We start from the raw sequence: 17,383 nt of genomic DNA, 5'->3' as shown, positions 1-17,383 counted from the left end.
CTAAAAAGAAATAAAGAAAGAACTGCATGCCATCGCATCCTCTTACGCCCACATCAAATTTATCCCCCGAGAAACATTTTACACATAGCGGCTGATCAATAGCCGAATTAAAATGTTTTTTTATCCTGCATGCCGGTGTTATGATAGAGAGGTAACGATTGCCTCTATAGCTTTAATTGTGAAACCTTTTTCAAGAGAAAACGTATTAGTATTATCAGCAGATGATATGCAAATAGGAGGATGGTTCTTACTGATGAAAAAACTTATGGCTGCCTTTTTAGCTTTGGCTTTGATTTTTAGCCCGGCTGGTGATCTGGTTTTCCAAAGTCATGATCAGCAAGTGAGCGCAAAAGGATACCGTTCTGGAGTAAAAAGCTTTAATTCAAACCGCGGCAGCGGAACGACTTCATTCTTTAAAAGCAACCGGACGCAGAAGGCTAAAACAGGAACTTCGGCAAGAAGTTTCACGGGCGGCGGTTTTATGCGCGGGATGATTTTCGGCGGTTTGTCTGGATTTTTATTTGGCAGTCTTCTTTCACACATGGGCGGATTTGGCATGATGGCAGGATTTTTAATTAATTTAATTGCAATTCTTGTGATCATCGCTTTATTTCGTTACATTATTACAAGTTTTAGAAAGAAACGATCTGAGGATTCAAACCGATGGACACGATGACAATCTCTGAGCAGGACATCGTAAATAGTCTATGCCTTTATTTAGCAAATAAAAAGGATAGGACCCCAGAATCGATTCAAGTTGAGCTTCTTTATGATGATGATTATGGTTTTTCTGCTGAGGCATATGTCGGTGCTCGAAAGCAGATCCTTGTTGAATCAAATATTATTGAAGCGTTGCGCTTTTGGCTGGATACTGAAAGGCACGTGGATCCATATGGATCGTTGCGTTTAGAATTGGATGAAGAGCAGGGAATTATTGCTCAATACAAAAGCTAAATGAAAACGGTGAACGCAAATGTCCCAACTCATTTTATGAGTTGGGACATTTTTTGTGAGGGGGGGTCTCAAGAAGACATCCAATGTATGGTGAATGACGGTTTCTCGAATCAACAGTGTACGATTCTTCAAGAGTCTCACACCACGTCCGGTCCGTATCCATCTTTTACCCTATTGTTTAGCTGCTAAGAGAAGCGAGGCATGCAGATACAGGTTTGAGAGTCTTCCTTGTTTTGAAGGAACATGTCCCGGAATGATGAATCAATCGTCTTGTTGTTTCCATTTAGGAAAACTTAGTTGAAAGGTTGTTCCCTTATTTTCTTCGCTTTGAACGTGGACAGAGCCATTATGATTTTTTACGATGGTATAGGTCACCATCAAGCCAAGACCGGTTCCTGTTGCTTTTGTTGTGAAAAACGATCTGCCAAGGTTATGAATTAATGGCTCAGGTATGCCGGAGCCTGTATCCTGAATCGAGATCTCCTCGGTATTTGCTGTTGAAGAAAGCAGTATTGAAATCGTTCCGCCTTTGGGTGTTGCTTCAAGAGCATTTTTGATCAGGTTGACGAATACTTGTTTCAACTGCGTTTTATCGCCATACAAGCAGTGTCCGTCGTCGGCATTATCTGCTTCCAAACACATTTTAATGTTTCGTTTCAGTGTTTGCGTTTCAAATAAGCGCACACTTTCCTGTGCTATGGTTGTCAGATTAATCTTTGTAAAGCGATCGCTTTTCGGTTTGGTGAAATAGAGTAATTCAGTTGTAATCTTTTCTATTTGTTCAATTTCACGCATAATTATTTCTAAGTAGTCTTTATTGAGTTTTTCGCTCGTTTGCATTAATTGCAAAAATCCTTTAATTGAAGTTAGCGGATTTCGAATCTCATGGATGATCCCTGCCGACAATTCACCGATCACCGATAGTTTTTCTGATTGAATCATGCTCTCTTCTGCAGCTTTGCGGGCACTGATGTCATGAATTGACAGCTGGACTAAGGAGTCACACGCTTGAAGAAGCTGAACATTAATGAGCGCAGGGAGTTTAAAATTATTACTGGAATGGATGGTTAGCTGAAGCGAATGCTTCTCTGATTGACAGGTAGTGATCTTGGTGAGCGCATCGCGCAGCAAAGGCATATCCTCGGGGTTCACAAACATACCAATGGATATGCCGCTCAGCGGTGTTCGTTCGTCAAACGAGAGTATTTGATTAGCAGATCGATTTGAATAGACAATGGTCTCATCACTAAGGACGAGAATTGCATCCGCGATTTGATCGATCATTTTTTTAAAATTTAAATCAATCGAATTTCTGTTTCCCGACATAGATATGCCTCCTAAGAAAATGATAGGTTTATTGGTCATATTTGTAAATATGTATGTCACACTTTCTTGAATTATTTCTATTATTTTGTTTGAATTTGGGAAAAAAGTTTATAATGCGTCGAAAAAAAGAAAGATAAGGATAGGAGATAAAGAATCGTCAAAAATTGTTCACGACTATTGATTGTTATCACGCTTTTCATCCATTACTATTTAATTGATAACAATTATCATTATCAAGATTTTGCGAATTCAGTGAACATAGGTATTTCTCGATTTTCGTTTTTATTTAATAACCTTTAGTAATGGATGAACCCCATTTGATGAGGAAGTGATTGATTTTGGATCAGAATAGTTCGCGTGCATTTGATGGATTGAATTGTCATCAACCCATTTCACAACCGAGATGTACCCATGCAGTTCCATTGAGTCTTATTCACAAAGGCGAAAGCGTTCGGGTGAAATGTGTTTGCGGCAAAGATGAAACACGTCGTTTCCTGATAAATCTTGGATTTGTCGAAAATGCTGAAGTCACTGTAATCACAGAGACAGATGGAAATGTCATTGTTTCTTTGAAAGGAACACGTCTTGCGGTGAGCAGGGTCATGGCAAGACGTGTGATGACTGCTTGATAGAAAATTGGAGGCATTGATCATGAAAACATTAAAAGAAGCAAAACCGGGTGAGACCGTCGTTGTTGCACGGGTGCATGGAAAAGGAGCGCTACGTCGACGGATCATGGACATGGGGATCACCAAAGGAACGCAATTATTTATTCGAAAAATTGCTCCGCTGGGCGATCCTGTCGAAATTAATGTGCGCGGATATGAACTGTCCATTCGTAAAGTGGAAGCAGAAAGCATTGAGCTTGTCTGAGCTGCGGACATATTGGTCTGCTCAATCTTATGAAGCATCTAAAGGAGGCATTTGAATTGATGTTGAAAATTGCTTTAGCCGGGAATCCCAATTGTGGAAAAACAACGCTGTTTAATGATCTCACCGGCAGCAGTCAGTATGTCGGCAACTGGCCAGGGGTAACGGTCGAAAAAAAAGAGGGAAAATTAAAAGGGCGCAAAGATATTGTAATCACTGATTTACCGGGCATTTATTCTCTGTCTCCCTATACGCTTGAAGAGGTGGTTAGTCGAAATTATCTGCTCAATGACCATCCGGACGCGATCATTAATCTTATCGATGGAACCAATTTAGAACGTAATCTGTATCTGACCACCCAGATCATTGAACTGGGTATTCCGGTCGTGCTTGCCATTAATATGATGGATGTTGTGAAAAAGAATGGCGATCGAATCAATGTTCAGCAACTCGAGAAAGCGTTCGGCTGTCCAGTTGTTCAAACGTCTGCGGTTAAAGGCGTCGGCTCCAAAGAAGCGGCATTTAAAGCGATTGAACTTGCTAAAAAAGGGAAGGTGCTTGTGCCTAAACCGATCTTTAGCAAGCCTGTTGAAGATACGCTTGAAACGATCTCTGCATCGATTAGTAAACAAGTTGATCCGACTCGACTGCGCTGGTACGCCATTAAATATTTTGAACGCGACGAAAAAGTACTCGCTGCTCATCCGTTACCTGACGATAGGTTGGAAAATGTGGAAACGACAATAAGAGAAGTTGAAGACCGTATGGAAGACGACGGTGAATCCATCATAACGAACGAGCGTTATGAATATATTGAACAAATTGTGCGTCATTCAGTACATAGGTTCGAAAAAAAGCTGACTATTTCAGACCGAATTGACCGGGTTGTTACCAATCGTTTCCTTTCACTCCCTATATTTATCGCAATGATTTGGTTTGTTTATTATGTTTCGGTGACTACGCTTGGATCAATTGTCACCGATTGGACAAACGATACTTTGTTTGGTACATGGGTGACTGAGGGTGCAACGCATCTGCTGAATTCTATTGGGACGGCTGACTGGCTGAACGGTCTAATTGTTGATGGAATTATCGGCGGAGTAGGGACGGTGTTGGGCTTTGTCCCGCAAATGATGATTCTGTTTTTCTTTCTTTCTCTTTTGGAGGATTCCGGGTATATGGCGCGAGTTGCCTTCATCATGGATCGGCTGTTCCGCCGCTTTGGCTTATCTGGAAAGTCGTTTATCCCTATTTTAATCAGTTCAGGATGCGGCGTACCTGGAATCATGGCTACAAGAACAATTGAAAACGATCATGATCGCAGAATGACGATTATGCTGACTACGTTTATCCCTTGTGGAGCTAAAATGGTAATTATAACCATGTTTGTCGCGACGTTCTTCCATCATTCCTCATGGGTTGCACCAACGATGTATCTATTGGGTATCGCCATGATTGCCTTTTCCGGAATCATTTTGAAAAAGACCAAAATGTTTGCCGGAGAACCGGCACCTTTTGTCATGGAATTGCCTGCCTATCATTTACCGTCGCTAAAAGGTGTTTTGATTCATATGTGGGAACGCAGCAAACATTTTATTGTTAAGGCCGGTACGATCATCTTTATTGCCTGCGGATTAATTTGGTTCCTTTCCTCATTTGGTTGGAATTTGCGAATGGTTGAAGATGTGGATCATAGTATTCTAGCCGGACTCGGCAATACAATTAGCTGGGTATTCGCCCCGCTTGGATTCGGTTCTTGGAAGGGGACTGTCGCAACGATAAGTGCTCTAGTTGCCAAAGAAAATGCGATTGGTACCCTCGCAGTGCTGAACGGAGTAGCAGACGAAGAAAATACACGAGCAGTTATTGCTGGAATCGGTTCGATGTTTACAGGCGTCAGTGCGCTCTCATTTATGCTGTTCAACCTCTTCAATCCGCCGTGTTTTGCGGCAATTGGTGCAACAAGCAGAGAAATGGGCGGGATAAAATGGACGATGATCGCACTGGGTTATCAGGTGCTGCTTGGCTATGCGCTCGGCTTTGTCACCTATCAGCTTGGCAGTGTCCTATTCCTGGGTCATTCCTTTGGTTTTGGCGCTGTGCTCGCGCTGGTCATTATTGGTATTGCCATTTATTTGCTCGTACGGCCGGTCCCTGCAGCGAATAAAATGATTTTGGACAGAGGGCAGCATGCCGGTGCTTAAATGAGTTAGACGGCAAGTGATGAACCCCTGGACAACGCGCTAAATCACGATGAAAGGAAGCGGCATTTATGAATAGTCAAACCTTAATCGTTTTTATTTTATTACTTGTATTATTTGCTCTGGCCATTCGCCATGCAATAAAGAGCAAAGGATCGTGTACGGATTGTGGATTAAGCGGCAACTGTCCCATTAAAGATTTGCGCCGGAACGCAGCATTAAATCAATGCAAGCCGGTTCAAATTCAAAAATTGAAACGATCTGAGCTAAGAGGAATGATTCGCCGATAGGGAAAAGGAGTAAGAAGAATCAATAAAGAAAGGATCTGGGCGGATTGGCGACGGTCATTATTAGTGCCTTATTATTCGTTTTCGTTTTGTTTGCTTGTCGAAGTGCGTGGAAAAGGCAGCGCAACGGTTGTTGCGGCAATGACATCCAGCGGTTGAAGAAGGTTAAAATAAAGGGCGATAAGTGCAGAGACTATCCATACAGATCGCTGTTGCACATTGATGGGATGACCTGTCAAAATTGTGCGCGGAAGATCGAAAATGGATTGTGTTCCATAGAAGGTGTGTGTGCCACGGTTCGTTTGGATCAGAAAGAAGCTCTAGTACGTATGAAAAGACCATTGCCTGAGTCGTTGCTATGCGGTGCTGTTGCCAAAGCAGGGTACACCGTATTGAAGGTGGATTTCTTGCCTCAGAGCGGGCACCGTAGCCTTTAAACAAATTATCCTGAAAAAGAAATGATAGCCTTTACATTTTATAAGAAAGGGTTTACAATATCATTGTTATGAGCGATTAATGCCCATCATAATACTTTGCACCTTGCATGGTTACCCAGTTATTTTTGGGATAGGCGGCGGTACATTCACCGGAAGCCCATCACGGTGAAATTTGTATCTTTCGTTTACCGACATCCCGATTTTCCCCTGATTCTTATCAGGGGATTTTTTTATTTTACGAATGAAAAAACACCCCGAACCAGTTCGGGGTGCGAAGCAAGCGATCGTTATTTTGTTTCTGCAGACGGCAGAACTTCTTTATCGCTCGGTCCATCAGCAGTCAGGTAATAGCGATTGAGCGGTTTGAGATTATCATCCAATTCGTAAACCAGTGGAGTGCCTGTAGGGATGTTCAAGCCGACAATCGTATCGGCATCAACATTGTCAAGGTGTTTCACAAGTGCACGCAGCGAGTTGCCGTGAGCGGCAATGATGATTTTTTTGCCTGCTTCGATTTGTGGAGCAATTTCTTTATTCCAGTAAACGAGTACACGGTCAACCGTATCCAGAAGATCTTCAGTCAGTGGTTGTTCTGCTTCAGAAAGATCCGCATAGCGAGGATCGTTTAACTGTGCAACAAAACGTTCGTCATCTTTTTCAAGTGCCGGCGGCTTAACGTCGGCAGAACGTCTCCAGATATGTACCTGATCTGCGCCGTACTTTTCAGCTGTTTTAGCTTTGTTCAGACCCTGAAGTGCGCCGTAATGACGTTCGTTCAAGCGCCAAGAATGTTCAACAGGAATCCAAGTTAAATTCAATGCATGAAGTACATTCCATAACGTGTGGTTTGCTCTTGTAAGTACGGAAGTATATGCTTGGTCAAATGTGTAGCCATTTTTCTTCAGAATTTCTCCTGCTTCAGTTGCTTCTTGTTCGCCTTTTTCTGTTAAATCAACATCTGTCCAACCGGTAAAACGGTTTTCAAGGTTCCAAGCACTTTGTCCGTGCCTGATCAATACGAGTTTGATCATTAGTGGAAAACACTCCTCTCAAATTTTAACAATCGATAAGCCATACAGCGAGGCGCAACGAATGAAGATGGGGTCACCAATCATTGCCATCAAGCATGCATATAAAGTATCGACGTGATGAAGCCATTTTACTCAAATCACTCGCGTCAAGCGGCATAGAATGACGAATCAGTGATTTTTTCATCAATCATTATACCATGCTTTTAGCTCTTTTACATTTATCATCCTTTAAAACAATGTGAAAGTCTTGTTAACCGTTAAGGCTCATATTATAATGGGCATACTCAAAAATATAGAGAGAGAAGTCGAGACTATGGATGGTTTCTTAAACGATCATCAAATGATGAACAGCAGAGAAGTTTTTTTACATGAAGTTGCAACGGTGTGTGTGTTGGCAGGAAAGATTTTATTGCAAAATGGAGCTGAAACATTTCGTGTGGAAGATACGATGAACCGTATAGCAAACAGCTTCGCGGTTCACGAAGCACAAAGTTTCGTCACGCCAACAGGAATTATTTTCTCAATTGAGAATCACGATGTTACTCAGCTTGTCCGCATAAGAGATCGTGCTACGAATTTGCGTAAGGTGACTGAAGTCAATACCTTATCAAGGCAGGTCGCTCAAGGCGAAATCAATTTAAGAACACTTCATCGTGAATTATCGCGTGTAAATCGATCGACTGTCGCCTACTCAGTGCCGTTGCAGATTTTCGCAGCAGCCGTTGCCAGCAGCAGCTTTTTACTGATGTTCTTAGGACAATGGCATGATGTGCTGCCTGCATTTATTGCCGGCGGGGCTGGCCAAGCCGGTATGATTTATTTTCACAAGCTATCGAAGGCGAAGTTCTTTTCAGAATTTATGTCTTCAGTGATCATTGGCGGGATCGCTCTCGTCAGTATCAAGACAGGTTTCGGGTTTCAGATTGACAAGATTATTATTGGCGCAGTGATGCCACTTGTTCCAGGGGTGCCGATTGCGAATGCTGTGAAAGATATTATGGCTGGCGATTTAGTCGCCGGACTATCGAAAAGTGCGGAAGCAGGACTTACTGCCTTTGCAATTGGCATAGGTGTAACTGCAGCGCTTGTCTTTAATTGAGGTGACTTGCGTGCAACTGTTTACAGTGATTTGTGTCCAGTCGATTGCCAGTTATCTTGCCACTTGTGCCTTCGGAATCATTTTTAATATTCCCTTTAAACCGCTTCTGCATGGTGGATTGATCGGAATGATCGGTTGGCTGATCTACTTTTTTCTGTTCCAAAATACAGGCAGTGATTTGCTCGCGACTTTTGCAGCTTCATTGGTGATCGCAATGATGAGTCAGGTTGCTGCTCGGCTTTGGAAGAATCCGGTTACCCTATATAGTGTATCGGGGATTATCCCCTTGGTTCCGGGGGGACTGTCTTATTCGGTCATGAGTCGTGCCGTTGATAATAATTACGATATTGCGATTTATTTTGCAGAAAAAGTATTTGTTTTATCTGGAGCCATTGCAATGGGGCTGGTGCTTGCAGAAGTGATCTATCAACTTGTACAAAAAATTAAGGAAATGGTTCCCCAAAAAACAGGCAAACGGATATTTCTTTCAAAAAAGTAAATTATTTCTCAATAGAACTGTTCATTCTCCTTTCTATTTGTTACTATGTAGGCAATAATAGAAGACTGGAATACAGGGAAGCCAGCCGCAAGGAGGGTAGCAGTCATGAAATTGATTTGTTTTGGTGACAGTGTGACGCGTGGAATTACGTTTATACGTGGTCGTTTTAAAATCATTCGTAATAATTACCCTGCACTTCTGCAACGCTCTTTAGGCGAAGAAGATGAAGTTGTGAATAAGGGTGTATTTAACGATAACTCCGACCTTTTGATCAAGAGGCTGGACGCTGATGTGCTCGATGAACACCCGGATCTTGTGCTCATTAATATCGGCGGGAACGATTGTAATTTTCATTGGGATCAAGTGGCGAAGCTTCCGGATTCGGAACATGTACCGATTGTGCCGCTAGAACGCTATCTTTCGAATCTTTCCGTGATGATTCAACGGATATCAGAGTCCGGTGCGCTGCCGGTTGTGCTGAGCCTATTACCGTTAGATCCTGCGCGATACTACGCGACATTGATGAAGCACTACAGCCATTCAATCGGTCATTGGATCGGATTGTGCGGCGGAATCGAGCATTGGCATGGAATGTACAACCGCGCACTTAAGGATTTTTGTGATAAATCGGGAGTAAAACTGATTGATGTTCGCTCTGCGTTCAAGAAAAAAGGAAGCTTTAGTGATTTAATTAACGAGGATGGACTACATCCTACCGCAAAAGGCTATCAGGTTATGGCCGAAATTGTATCCTCGTATATTCCTGATCTGAAAAAATCATGGTGCAAGATGCGCCTGTTAAATTAACATGTGAGAGAAAGAATCGAGTGCAGGAATGTGCTCGGATGCCTTTTAAACGAGTAAGAAAAAAAGCCTTTCGGCTTTTTTCTTACTCGTTTTTCTCTTTCATTGCAGCTTTTAATGCATCGGCCAAACGATTTCCGATCGGTTCGCTTTCTTTGTTCATTTGATGGAGCAGGCGCCGCGTTTCTTTTTTGTTTGCCTTTTGCTTCAACTCGTCTGCCTTTACAATGATTCCACATGAGCGACATTGAAAATAGAGACCAGCTTTACCGTGATGCATTTCCATTCGTTTATGACATGTTGGACAGCGTTTGTTTGAAAGCTTGGGGTCCTTGCGCTTGCGATAACCGCACTCGCGGTTAATACATACAAGAATGCGTGCCCCATCGCGGTCGTGAACCTCTTTCATTAATGAGCCGCATTCAGGACATTTTGAACCCGTTAAATTTTGAATTTTATATGTTTTTTCGCTATCTTTCACTTCATTAATGAGTTGTTGCGTTTTTTTACGTATTTTTGTCATGAAATGCTGTGGATTTCCCTTGCCCTTAGCGATGTGCTCCAGCTGGTGTTCCCATTCTGCAGTCAGTGCTGCCGACTTTAGATCGTTATTAACGAGATCAATCAATTGTTTTCCTTTTGCTGTAGGACAAAGTCGTCCATTCATTCGTTGAACGGATTCAGCCTGAAGCAGCTTTTCGATAATATCGGCGCGTGTCGCAGGTGTGCCCAGTCCATACTTTTCCATTTTTGTTAAGAGATCGGCTTCTGAAAATCTTGCCGGGGGCTCTGTCATTTTATCTTCAACGCGAATGTGACGAACCTGCAGTTGCTGTGCTTGGGTTAAGCGCAGCTTCGCTTGTGGCTGTGGCGCCTCTGATGGAGCGTTCAGCTGCTTAAATCCAAGATCGGTCTGTTCAGAGACGTTTAATATGAACGACTCACCGTTGATATCAAGTTCGGCATGGATGCTGCGATACTGATACTGCGGATAAAACAGTGCAAGGAAGCGACGTACAACTAAGTCGAAGAGACGGCGTTCATCGTCCGACAGATCACTAATAAATACGGGCTGTTCTGTAGGGATCAATGCATGATGATCGCTGACCTTTGATTCATTATATACAAATTTAGCAAGGGCTTTTCCTTTTTGTTTATGCAGAATCGAACGTATTTCGCCTCCATACATCGATGAGACAGCTTTTAAGCGCTCAGGCATTGTTGAAGCAATATCGGGAGTCAAATAGCGAGAATCTGTTCTTGGATAGGTCACGATCTTATGGTGTTCGTAAAGGTTCTGCAGAACATTCAATGTTTTTTTGGCTGAAAAGCCAAACTTACGGTTTGCGTCACGCTGCAATTCGGTTAAGTCATACGGGAGCGGCTGGCGCTCATGTTTGTTTTTAACCGTTACTCGTCGGACAATGGCGGGATGTCCGGAAATTTTAGCTTTTAGCTTATCTACATGCTCCTTTGATAAGATGCGATTTTGATCTGCACATTGCCACGTCGCTGTATATCCACCAACATCAACGCCAAGTACCCAATAAGGCTTGGGCTTAAACGTGCGGATCGCATTTTCGCGTTCAAGGAGCATAGACAGCGTAGGTGTTTGAACACGACCTGCCGACAAGGAATCATTATATTTGACGGTTAGGGCACGAGAAACATTCAGGCCGATCAGCCAGTCGGCTTCAGATCTGCAAACAGCCGATTGATAAAGCTGGTCGTAATCTTTGGCGGGTTTCAGGTGTTGAAAGCCATCTTGAATCGCTTTATCAGTTTGGGACGAGATCCAAAGCCTTTTGATCGGCTTGTGCCAGCGAATCGTCTTAATAATCCAGCGGGCGACGAGCTCGCCTTCTCTTCCGGCATCCGTTGCGATGATCAAGCTGTCCAGATCCTTGCGCTTGGCCAATTTGCTGATTGCCTGGAACTGAGCGCGGGTTTGTTTGATCGGCCGCGTTTCCATTTTATTGGGTATAATCGGCAGGTCTTCAATGCGCCATGTTTTGTATTTTTGATCATATTCTTCCGGCATTTTTAATTCAATAAGATGACCTAGTGCCCAAGTAACGAGATAACGATCGCCTTCGATATAATGCCGTTCTTTTTTTTTACAGCCCAGTACACGAGCAATTTCTCTTCCTACACTAGGTTTTTCAGCCAGTACTAAAGCTTTAGACATAGATTTAATTCCTTTCCTGTTATGCTTTGTAAAATGAGTCTGTTGATTTCCGCTTCATAGCCTCTCTTTCCGCGGGCGACTGCGAATCTGGTCGCTGTTCCTGCAGGAGTCTCACCGCTTTGGCTCCCATCAATATGTATTATTATAACGGACGACGCGTATAATTTCAGTGGAATAAAAGGTCAGTGAAGATCAAATTTATAGTTGACCTTTATTGACCAAATGCTATAATAAAGCTGTAAGGGTTGAACGTGATCATGTTCTAATCCCCGGTGCTTAGATTCAACCCGTACGCAAAGGGGCGGTAAGCGATGTGATCGAAAGATGCATCAAATGAGACAAAAGAATCGTTTTGAGATCAAGAGAACTTTGAAACAATTAAGGAGGAATTGATCATGGCAACATTATACCCAACAAGAAAAGATCATGACGGATTCTTTGACTTTTTACCTTCCTGGTTTGATGAATGGGGGCATAACTTCTCTCGGAATAACAGTCTTCAACCATTTGCAGCGGACGTTCAGGAACGTCCTGACGCTTATGATGTGAAAATGGATCTTCCGGGATTCAACAAAGAGAACATCCATATTGGTTTTAGTCAAGGCATACTCACCGTCGACGCGTCACGTGAGCAGCGGTCAGATGAAAAAGCAGAGGACGGTAGCTTCATTCGTAAAGAACGTGCTACAGGTTCTTATACGAGGCGGTTTAGGTTTGATGATGTTAATGAAGACGCGATTAAAGCTGAGTTTAGCGATGGCGTGCTCGGCATCACACTCCCGAAAAAAGAAACTAAAAAGTCAAATCGTAAAGAAATTAACATAAATTAAAACATAAAAGGAGAAGAACGATGATGTTCTTCTCCTTTTATGTTTTCGTACATGAGCAGCAAAATTTGCGCTTTATTTTTATTTGTTTAAAATTCATTCAACTCGCTATTTACTTCAATTTTAATTAATTATATAATATAATCATTCATTTTTTAAACGAGAAGGAGGGGAACGTCATGAATAGACATTTAATGATTAAAGGACTTCATGGAATGAATTATCCTGATGTTTTGACGTTCAACTCTTTCCCTCGGCACGAATGAAGACCAAAACGGCAGATTAAAGCGCTTTGCTGTCTCGATAAAGCCATGGGAGAAAGAATTTTAATTCTCCTGTGGCTTTTTTTGTGCGAATTGCTCACGAAACGGTTGGTTTGACAAGGAGGTTGACGGTGTGCACATATTTTTTGATTTATGGTGGTTTTTCAAGCAAGAACGCATGAAATACGGTTTCGGAATTATTTTTCTTATGCTTTCCAGTTTTCTTTCAATGATCCCGCCTTATGTTGTCGGCGTCTTGGTTGACGACATCCGAACAAGAAGTTTAACCCCAACGACGCTAATCAGTTGGATCTTGTTTCTTATCATTATTGGTATTATCTATTATGCTTGCGGTTATATTTGGCGCCAATGGATCTTTGGTTCTTCAATCATCCTTGCGAATCAATTGAGGAACAGCTTGTATAAGCACTTTACGAAGCTTTCGCCAAATTTCTTTCAAAAACGGCGTATTGGCGATTTAATGGCCCATGCAACCAATGACATCAATGCTGTTCAAAATGCAGCAGGCGAAGGAATTCTGACCTTAATCGATTCAATCACCATGGGTGGTATGGTCATTGTAACCATGTCGGTTCTGATCAATTGGAAGCTAACACTCATTACATTGTTGCCGATGCCGATTATGGTTATCTTGACGATGCATTATGGAAATTTACTGCATCAGCGATTTGGTAAAGCGCAGGCAGCGTTTTCCGACCTCAATGATAAAGTTCAAGAAAACGTGTCGGGCGTCCGGGTGATTAAAGCATTCGGTGAAGAAGAGGCGCAAATTCAGTTATTTCGCAAGGCGTCTCGTGATGTGGTTGATAAAAATATTGCTGTTGCTAAAGTCGATTCTTTGTTCGATCCAACGATTACGTTTATTGTCGCTTTCTGTTATTTTCTTGCATTGATTTTCGGCTCGGTGTTTGTCATGCAAGGTTCGATGACCCTTGGCAGTTTGACCAGCTTTACCCTGTATCTAGGTCAATTGGTCTGGCCGATGCTTGCTTTCGGCTTCTTGTTTAATATTGTTGAACGCGGGAGCGCGTCCTATGATCGAATCCATAAGCTCCTGGCGATAAAGCCGGAGATCACGGATCAAAAAGGTGCATCAGAAGACGTACCGAGCGGCGCCATTGCTTATGCTATTAAGGAATATTCTTACCCGGGCAATCAGGCGAAGGTACTCTCCGATATTCACATCACCGTAGAACAGGGGCAGACGTTGGGGATTGTAGGGAAAACTGGTGCTGGAAAAACAACGATGCTGAGGCTGCTGCTCCGTGAATTCGATGTTATCGACGGTCAAATCAGCATCGGGGCGATGCCAATTCGTTCTGTAAAGCTGGACGCATTGCGCAGCGCAATCGGCTATGTTCCGCAGGATCATATTTTGTTTTCAGCAACAATCGCAGAAAATATCGCGTTTGCAAAACCGGATGCATCACGCGAAGCGATTGAGCGTGTCGCTAAACTGGCAAGTATTCATGAAGATATTCTTCATTTTAAGGAAGGATATGAAACCATTGTTGGTGAACGCGGTGTTACGCTTTCCGGAGGACAAAAGCAGCGAATTTCGATCGCTCGGGCATTGCTTGCCGATCCGGAAATTCTAATCTTTGATGATTCTCTATCTGCGGTTGATGCACGTACTGAGGTATCAATTCTTCATGCACTGAAACATGAACGTATCAATAAAACGACATTGATTTCAGCACACCGCTTGAGTGCAGTCGAACATGCCGATCAAATTGTCGTTCTTGATGAAGGCAAGATTATCGAACACGGGACCCATGAGGCGCTTATCAAAAAGAATGGCTGGTATGCAGAGATGTACGCCCATCAGCAACTCGAAAGCTTAGTTTCGAAGGGGGGAGAGAAAGGATGAATGAGGAAACACATACAAAAATTTCCGGACGCGGCGTGATGAAACGGCTTCTGTCCTATCTTAAGTACTTTAAGTGGAAAGTGGCGGCAGCGTTTCTCGCATTAATTATTGCAACAGGTGCTGATGTACTCGGACCGATTATCATGAAAATCTTTATCGACGATTATTTAACACCGCGCCGCTTTCCAACAGAAGCGCTTGTCTTATTAGGCATTTCATTCGTTGGGATTTATGCCGTATCGGCAACGTTTCATTATATTCAAGTCATTTCTTTTCAAAAGATTGCCTTGAATATTATTCAAATGATGCGTGTCCAAGTGTTTGCAAAAGTGCAGCATCTGGGCCTCCGTTTCTTTGATCAGACTCCAGGTGGCAGTCTTGTCTCACGTCTCACCAATGATACGGAAACAATAAAGGATTTATACGTGACCGTATTGTCGACGATTGTGAACAGCACGATTATGATGATCGGTATCTTTGCCGGAATGTTCTTCCTTGATGTACGCTTGGCGTTAATCTGTTTCATTCTGATGCCTTTTCTTCTCCTGTTAATGTGGGCGTACCGTACGCTAAGCTCCAAGGTTTACCGTGTGACACGTGTGAAACTGAGTCAGCTCAATGCAAAGCTGAATGAGTCGCTTCAGGGCATGGCAATGATTCAAGCGATGCGGCAGCAAAAAAGGCTGCGTAATGAATTTGGTGAGATAAACAATGATCATAAAAAAGCGCTCTTGAAAAGTGTTCGACTAAACAGTTTGATGCTGAGGCCGGCCGTTTACTCCGTTTATATAATTGGCTTAATCATGATTCTCAGTTACTTTGGTGTTCAGTCGTTTGATAACGTGGTAAAAATCGGTGTTCTGTATGCGTTCATCAATTATCTTGATCGTTTTTTTGACCCAATTAATCAGATCATGCAGCAATTGACCATTTTTCAACAGGCAATGGTTTCGGCTGAACGCGTCTTTGGTTTGCTTGATGATCAACGTCTGGCTCCGGTTCAAGAGAGTGATACAAATCCTGAAGTATCCGATGGCCGTATCGAATTCCGTGACGTAACCTTTTCCTATGATGGGAAAACAGATGTATTGAAGCACATTAGCTTTACCGCAAATCCTGGAGAAACGGTAGCGCTTGTCGGGCATACGGGGAGTGGAAAGAGTTCGATCATTAACCTGTTAATGCGGTTTTATCCAATTCATCACGGGGGTATTTTTATTGATGGTCAACCGCTCACTGCGTTCTCTGATGAAGAACTGCGCAAACGGATTGGGCTGGTGCTTCAAGATTCATTTATGTTTGTTGGCGATGTAACCGACAATATCCGTTTGAGCCACCATGAGATTACGGATGACCAAGTACAAGCTGCGGCAGAATTTGTTCAAGCTGACCGCTTCATTAAGAAACTGCCTGGTCAATACCAAGAACCTGTCGGCGAACGCGGTTCAACGTTCTCAAGCGGACAAAGACAGCTTCTTTCTTTTGCAAGAACGATGGCACTGAATCCCAAAGTACTTGTTTTGGATGAAGCAACAGCCAGCGTCGATACTGAAACAGAGGAAGCGATTCAAACCGCACTGGCAAAAATGCGCAAGGGACGTACAACGATTGCAATTGCGCATCGTCTGTCGACCATACAGGATGCGGATCAGATCCTCGTGCTGCACCGTGGAGAAATTGTTGAACGCGGAAAACATCAAGAGTTGCTGCAAAAAGGCGGGCTGTATTTCACGATGTATCAGCTGCAGCATGGGAAGGGCAGTGACGAGACTGCCTCGGTATCACCCTAAGATTTTCGATGGATGACGATAAGAGGAGGCTCGCGGTGCGCCCGCGGCAAGCGAGCAACCGAAGCGACGATTCAGCACCGAAAAGACACGAACCGATCACACATGGCTGGAGATTAAAAACCGGGCGTATTTTGCCCGGTTTTTCTCACGGTGTCAACTTTTGCATGCATGGCGAGATGCTCTATAATAAAGATAGCCGAAGGTGTCTAAGAAATAGAGCAAGAGGTGATTTGAAAACATGGCAAAGAAATTCGCATCGATCAAAATACCGCTCACTTCACCTGGAGGTATCAATTTACGGCGGATTATCCGATTATTTGAGGTGTTAAAAAAAAGTCGTTGCCGTGCTTATTTTTCCGAAAGCGGCTCAACCTTCCCAATAAAAAGTCTTCCACAAACGATGGCCTATCTTTCTTCAATCCATAAAAAAGAATTATTACTTGTGCTTGAAGGAGAAGAAGCACAGGTTCTGCATCAGAGATTATTGGAAGAGATACAGCTGGCTGAGGAAAATGCTCGTGAAAATCCCGGGCGTTACAGAAACAGCTAACCAAAATGGTTGTTCTGATTGGGCAATGTATCGATGAAACGCAAATAAGCGAAGCGTAAAGCAGGGGGATCATCAATAAGGATCAACCTGCTTTTTACAATCAGCAAGACTGGAAAATCGAAAACAGATTGGGAATCAAGGCGGAGCATTAAGCATATGATTGAGCAGACAAGTTTCTTGTTAGAGATTGATTAAGGAGTGTTCACCATGAATCGTCACGTTGCAGCGTGTATCATCGCTTCTTTATCTGTACTGTCAGCATTGATTCAATCGCTTTTTGTATATTGCCATTGAATAGGGACAGCTGTGCCAAGTTTTTGGGACAGTAAAGACATCAAATTGGGACAGTTAGGACATGTGAGGGAC

17 protein-coding genes are annotated in these 17,383 nt (G+C 43.0%); 14 read left to right on the top strand and 3 right to left on the bottom strand.

From position 1 onward, the window contains the following. Positions 1 to 112 precede the first annotated feature (112 nt). Complete coding sequence (locus AA84_RS0111930; protein WP_223362500.1) at positions 113 to 676, top strand: hypothetical protein; 564 nt, start codon at positions 113 to 115, stop codon at positions 674 to 676. Then, positions 664 to 954, top strand: a complete 291-nt coding sequence (locus AA84_RS0111925; protein WP_028977389.1) for a YxcD family protein — start codon at positions 664 to 666, stop codon at positions 952 to 954. Before AA84_RS0111930 ends, AA84_RS0111925 begins: the two co-directional genes overlap by 13 nt. Positions 955 to 1,215: 261 nt before the next feature. On the opposite strand, the gene AA84_RS0111920 is transcribed toward AA84_RS0111925, so the two are convergent. Further along, entirely contained in the window at positions 1,216 to 2,280 is a 1,065-nt protein-coding gene (locus tag AA84_RS0111920; protein WP_028977388.1) for an ATP-binding protein, read from the bottom strand. A 338-nt stretch (positions 2,281 to 2,618) separates the two neighbouring features. On the opposite strand from AA84_RS0111920, the gene AA84_RS0111915 reads away from it, so the two are divergent. The 5 genes from AA84_RS0111915 to AA84_RS19640 all read left to right on the top strand — a co-directional run bounded on the left by AA84_RS0111915 (position 2,619) and on the right by AA84_RS19640 (position 6,075). Further along, complete coding sequence (locus AA84_RS0111915; RefSeq protein WP_197021235.1) at positions 2,619 to 2,909, top strand: FeoA family protein; 291 nt, start codon at positions 2,619 to 2,621, stop codon at positions 2,907 to 2,909. Positions 2,910 to 2,931: 22 nt separating this feature from the next. After that, a complete protein-coding gene (locus AA84_RS0111910) occupies positions 2,932 to 3,153 on the top strand; it encodes a FeoA family protein (RefSeq protein WP_028977386.1) in 222 nt (73 codons plus the stop codon). A 59-nt stretch (positions 3,154 to 3,212) separates the two neighbouring features. Beyond that, a complete protein-coding gene (gene feoB / locus AA84_RS0111905) occupies positions 3,213 to 5,354 on the top strand; it encodes a ferrous iron transport protein B (protein ID WP_223362586.1) in 2,142 nt (713 codons plus the stop codon). 68 nt (positions 5,355 to 5,422) lie between these two features. Then, on the top strand, positions 5,423 to 5,641 hold the full coding sequence (locus tag AA84_RS19225; RefSeq protein ID WP_037563551.1) for a hypothetical protein: 219 nt from the start codon (positions 5,423 to 5,425) through the stop codon (positions 5,639 to 5,641). Between the two features lie 44 nt (positions 5,642 to 5,685). Further along, on the top strand, positions 5,686 to 6,075 hold the full coding sequence (locus tag AA84_RS19640; RefSeq protein ID WP_028977384.1) for a heavy-metal-associated domain-containing protein: 390 nt from the start codon (positions 5,686 to 5,688) through the stop codon (positions 6,073 to 6,075). 287 nt (positions 6,076 to 6,362) lie between these two features. Here the strand turns inward: AA84_RS19640 and gpmA are convergent, their stop codons facing one another. Beyond that, positions 6,363 to 7,106, bottom strand: a complete 744-nt coding sequence (gene gpmA, locus AA84_RS0111890; protein ID WP_028977383.1) for a 2,3-diphosphoglycerate-dependent phosphoglycerate mutase — start codon at positions 7,104 to 7,106, stop codon at positions 6,363 to 6,365. A gap of 313 nt (positions 7,107 to 7,419) precedes the next feature. Here gpmA and AA84_RS0111885 point away from each other — a divergent pair, with 313 nt between their 5' ends. The 3 genes from AA84_RS0111885 (at position 7,420) to AA84_RS0111875 (ending at position 9,511) form a co-directional block, all read left to right on the top strand. Continuing rightward, positions 7,420 to 8,205, top strand: a complete 786-nt coding sequence (locus tag AA84_RS0111885) for a threonine/serine exporter family protein (protein ID WP_051575340.1) — start codon at positions 7,420 to 7,422, stop codon at positions 8,203 to 8,205. A gap of 10 nt (positions 8,206 to 8,215) precedes the next feature. Beyond that, complete coding sequence (locus AA84_RS0111880) at positions 8,216 to 8,704, top strand: threonine/serine exporter family protein (RefSeq protein WP_028977381.1); 489 nt, start codon at positions 8,216 to 8,218, stop codon at positions 8,702 to 8,704. A 105-nt stretch (positions 8,705 to 8,809) separates the two neighbouring features. Next, on the top strand, positions 8,810 to 9,511 hold the full coding sequence (locus AA84_RS0111875) for an SGNH/GDSL hydrolase family protein (RefSeq protein WP_028977380.1): 702 nt from the start codon (positions 8,810 to 8,812) through the stop codon (positions 9,509 to 9,511). Between the two features lie 82 nt (positions 9,512 to 9,593). Here the strand turns inward: AA84_RS0111875 and AA84_RS0111870 are convergent, their stop codons facing one another. Continuing rightward, positions 9,594 to 11,696: a DNA topoisomerase III gene (locus AA84_RS0111870; protein ID WP_028977379.1), complete on the bottom strand. Its 2,103-nt coding sequence runs from the start codon at positions 11,694 to 11,696 to the stop codon at positions 9,594 to 9,596. A 395-nt stretch (positions 11,697 to 12,091) separates the two neighbouring features. Between AA84_RS0111870 and AA84_RS0111865 the strand changes: the two genes are divergently transcribed. From AA84_RS0111865 to AA84_RS0111845, 4 genes are all read left to right on the top strand, one after another. Next, the gene (locus tag AA84_RS0111865) at positions 12,092 to 12,526 is read left to right on the top strand and encodes an Hsp20/alpha crystallin family protein (protein ID WP_028977378.1); all 435 of its coding nucleotides are present in this window, start codon (positions 12,092 to 12,094) and stop codon (positions 12,524 to 12,526) included. A 393-nt stretch (positions 12,527 to 12,919) separates the two neighbouring features. Continuing rightward, positions 12,920 to 14,677, top strand: coding sequence for an ABC transporter transmembrane domain-containing protein (locus AA84_RS0111855; RefSeq protein WP_028977377.1), 1,758 nt, complete (start codon positions 12,920 to 12,922; stop codon positions 14,675 to 14,677). Further along, complete coding sequence (locus tag AA84_RS0111850; protein ID WP_028977376.1) at positions 14,674 to 16,467, top strand: ABC transporter ATP-binding protein; 1,794 nt, start codon at positions 14,674 to 14,676, stop codon at positions 16,465 to 16,467. Before AA84_RS0111855 ends, AA84_RS0111850 begins: the two co-directional genes overlap by 4 nt. A 238-nt stretch (positions 16,468 to 16,705) precedes the next feature. Continuing rightward, positions 16,706 to 17,017: a hypothetical protein gene (locus tag AA84_RS0111845; RefSeq protein WP_028977375.1), complete on the top strand. Its 312-nt coding sequence runs from the start codon at positions 16,706 to 16,708 to the stop codon at positions 17,015 to 17,017. Positions 17,018 to 17,383 lie beyond the last annotated feature (366 nt).

Origin of the sequence: Sporolactobacillus terrae DSM 11697 (assembly GCF_000648615.1) — a bacterium.
Classification (GTDB): Bacteria; Bacillota; Bacilli; order Bacillales; family Sporolactobacillaceae; genus Sporolactobacillus; species Sporolactobacillus terrae.
The sequence above is the reverse complement of the archived record's forward strand: the minus strand, read 5'-3'. Positions and strand labels throughout refer to the sequence as shown.